General features: G+C 73.2%; 3 protein-coding genes and 2 pseudogenes. 2 read left to right on the top strand and 3 right to left on the bottom strand.

Features of this window, described 5'->3' with window-relative positions; all coding sequences use genetic code 11:
* Positions 1-280: pseudogene (locus tag SSOG_RS29785) on the top strand (hypothetical protein); the annotation flags it as partial.
* A gap of 21 nt (positions 281-301) precedes the next feature.
* Here the strand turns inward: SSOG_RS29785 and holA are convergent.
* A complete protein-coding gene (gene holA / locus SSOG_RS29780) occupies positions 302-1,291 on the bottom strand; it encodes a DNA polymerase III subunit delta (protein WP_039939012.1) in 990 nt (329 codons plus the stop codon).
* Between the two features lie 77 nt (positions 1,292-1,368).
* Here holA and SSOG_RS29775 point away from each other — a divergent pair, with 77 nt between their 5' ends.
* Positions 1,369-1,614: a hypothetical protein gene (locus SSOG_RS29775; RefSeq protein WP_009717969.1), complete on the top strand. Its 246-nt coding sequence runs from the start codon at positions 1,369-1,371 to the stop codon at positions 1,612-1,614.
* A 39-nt stretch (positions 1,615-1,653) separates the two neighbouring features.
* On the opposite strand, the gene SSOG_RS29770 is transcribed toward SSOG_RS29775, so the two are convergent.
* Together SSOG_RS29770 and SSOG_RS49125 are read right to left on the bottom strand one after the other, a co-directional pair.
* Positions 1,654-2,322 (bottom strand): O-methyltransferase, encoded by a 669-nt coding sequence (locus tag SSOG_RS29770; protein WP_009717968.1) that lies wholly within the window; start codon positions 2,320-2,322, stop codon positions 1,654-1,656.
* Positions 2,323-2,450: 128 nt separating this feature from the next.
* A pseudogene (locus tag SSOG_RS49125) lies at positions 2,451-3,112 on the bottom strand (ComEC/Rec2 family competence protein); the annotation flags it as partial.

Below are 3,112 nucleotides of genomic sequence, written 5' to 3'. Positions count from 1 at the left end.
CGGCAGTACGAGGACCAGCGCACCTCCAGCTACACCTACAAAGGTGAGCGAGGTGGACGGCCTCGGCGACGAGGCGTACGTCGTCACCCAGCAGAGCACCAGCAGCAGCGACGCCGGGGCGTATGTGATCCTCGGCGTGCGGGAGGGCTGGATGACCTACCAGTCGACGTGGTCGGAGTACGTATCCAGCTCATCGAGCGACGACCCCATGACGACGGACGAGGCCACCGAGATGCTCGAAAAGAGCGCCCGGGCGACCCTGACGAAGATGAAGGAGTAGGGCCGGGTCTGGGTGCCGTGCTTAGGAGCGGCCCGCGCGGGCGGCACGGGCGATGGTGACGACGGCCTTCTCCAGGGCGTATTCCGGATCGTCGCCCCCGCCCTTGACGCCCGCGTCGGCCTCGGCGACCGCGCGCAGCGCGATCGACACCCCGTCCGCCGACCAGCCGCGCATCTGCTGCCGCACCCGGTCGATCTTCCAGGGCGGCATGCCCAGCTCACGGGCCAGATCACCGGGGCGGGCACCGCGCGGGGCGGAGGCCAGCTTGCCGATGGCCCGGACGCCCTGGGCCAGGGCGCTGGTGATCAGCACCGGGGCCACGCCCGTGGACATCGCCCAGCGCAGCGCCTCCAGCGCCTCGGCCGCCCGCCCCTCGACCGCGCGGTCGGCGACGGTGAAGCTGGACGCCTCGGCCCGGCCCGTGTAGTAGCGGCCGACGACGGCCTCGTCGATCGTGCCCTCGACATCCGCGGCGAGCTGGGACACCGCGCTGGCCAGCTCGCGCAGATCGCTTCCGATGGAGTCCACCAGCGCCTGGCAGGCCTCCGGCGTCGCGGACCGGCCGCTGGTGCGGAACTCCGACCGGACGAACGCCAGCCGGTCGGCGGGCTTGGTCATCTTCGGGCACGCCACCTCGCGCGCCCCGGCCTTGCGGGCGGCGTCGAGCAGCCCCTTGCCCTTGGCTCCCCCGGCGTGCAGCAGCACCAGGGTGATCTCCTCGGCGGGGGCGCCGAGATAGCCCTTCACGTCCTTGATCGTGTCGGCCGACAGATCCTGTGCGCTGCGCACCACCACGACCTTGCGCTCCGCGAAGAGCGACGGGCTGGTGAGCTCGGCGAGGGTGCCGGGCTGGAGCGCGTCGGGCGTGAGGTCGCGCACATCGGTGTCGGGGTCGGCGGCGCGGGCCGCCGCCACGACCTGCTGCACGGCGCGGTCGAGCAGCAGGTCCTCCTGGCCCACGGCGAGGGTCACCGGGGCGAGGGGATCGTCGGTCGTCGTCTTCCTGGCCATCGCGGTCCAGCATCCCACGGACCGCCGACAGCCCGGTCTTCGCTATGGCCGACAATGATCCGGTGATCGATGGAGGACTGAACGGCGTACGGCATGTGCTGGTGCTCCCCGACCGCGACGCGGCGGAGGAGGTGGCCGAGGCGCTGCCCGAGCGCTTCGGCGTCGCGGAGGAGCCCCAGCTGGTGCGCGACGCCCTGGCAGGTGAGGACGACGCCGAGGACGCCCAGTGGCTGGTGGTCGTCGAGGACCCGGCCACCCGGCTGGACCCGGCCGCGCTGGACGCCCTCGCCGAGGAGTACGAGGGCTGGCTGGAGACCGACTGACCGCCCGGACGCGCCCCGGGGCAGCCGCCCGCCCCCTATCTACTCGGTGACCAGCGCCAGCGCGAAGCCGTCGTACCCCTTCTCGCCGACCGTCTGCACCGCCGTGGCCGTCAGCCGGGGCTCCTCAGCGATCAGCTCGGTGAAGCGCCGTACGCCCTGGACGCGGGGATCCGTACTGGCGGGGTCGGCCACCTCCCCGTCCCGCACCACGTTGTCCCCGATGATGAGACTGCCGGGCCGGGTGAGCCGCAGCGCCCAGGCGAGGTAGTCGGGGTTGCCGGGCTTGTCGGCGTCGATGAAGACCACGTCGAAGGGGCCGTCCCCCTCCTCGGCCAGCCGGGGCAGCGACTCCAGCGCCTTGCCGGTGCGGATCTCGACGACCTTGCCCAGCCCTGCCCGCTCCACGTTTTCGCGCGCCACCTCCGCGCACCGGGGGTCGGCCTCCAGGGAGACCAGCCGCCCGCCCTCGGGCAGCGCCCTGGCCAGCCAGATCGTGCTGTACCCGCCCAGGGTGCCGATCTCCAGGATGGTGCGCGCCCCCTGGATCCGGACCAGCAGATGCAGCAGCTTCCCCTGGTTGGGCGCCACCTGATGCGGCGGCAGCCCGGCGGCCTCGCTGTGCTCCAGGGCGGCGTCCAGGGCCGGATCCGACGGTGCCAGAAGGCCGTTGAAGTAGTCATCGACCTTGGTCCACTGTTCGAGCGACATGAGCAAGCTTCCTTTCGAAACCGACTGAGTCCCCACCAGGAACCTACTGTGCCCTGCGTGAACCACCGTGGCGTGACGGCGAATTGGGATCCGCCGCCGCCCTGCCGCCTTCGGCGGCGCCCCCTCCTTCCGCCGACCACCGCCCGCAGCCGTGGGCCGGTCACCGCGATCGGCCCGTCCCGGTCGGTCCGCAGCACGGCGGCACCCCGGGCCCTCAGAGCCGCCACCGTGCGGGGTGACGGATGCCCGTACGGGTTGTCCGCGCCGCAGGAGATCAGGGCGATCCGCGGGTGCAGCCGGTGGATCAGCCGTGGATCCTGGTAGGCCGAGCCATGGTGGGCGACCTTGAGCACATCCACCGGGGGCAGGGCCGGATGCGCCATCAGCAGCGCCTGCTGGGCGGGGGGTTCCAGATCGCCGAGGAGCAGCAGGCTCAGTCCCGCCGTACGGACCAGAAGGGTCACACTCGCGTCGTTCGGCCCCTCCTGTGCCGGGGCGGCCGCCGGGGTGTCGGGCGCGGGCCACAGGACCTCCCAGGACAGCGGGCCCGACCGGCGCCGCTCCCCCGGCCCGGCCGTCACCACCGGCACCCGCGCCGCCGCGGCCGCGCGCCGCACGGCCGCGGCCTGGCCGGGCGGCTCCGCCAGGCCGGTCGTCTCGATCGCCCCCACCGAGCGGCCGCGCAGCACCCCGGGCAGCCCGGCCACATGATCCGCGTGAAAGTGGGTGAGAACGAGCAGTGGGATGCGGACCACGCCCAGTGTCCGCAGACAACGGTCGACGGCCCGTG

Source organism: Streptomyces himastatinicus ATCC 53653, assembly GCF_000158915.1.
Classification (GTDB): Bacteria; Actinomycetota; Actinomycetes; order Streptomycetales; family Streptomycetaceae; genus Streptomyces; species Streptomyces himastatinicus.
Note: the sequence above shows the minus strand (reverse complement) of the source record. Positions and strands in the feature narration are given on the sequence as shown.

Coding starts and splice junctions, on each gene's coding strand:
- SSOG_RS29770 (WP_009717968.1), bottom strand. CDS start 2,322: ATGTCGCTCGAACAGTGGACCAAGGTCGATGACTACTTCAACGGCCTT.
- holA (WP_039939012.1), bottom strand. CDS start 1,291: ATGGCCAGGAAGACGACGACCGACGATCCCCTCGCCCCGGTGACCCTC.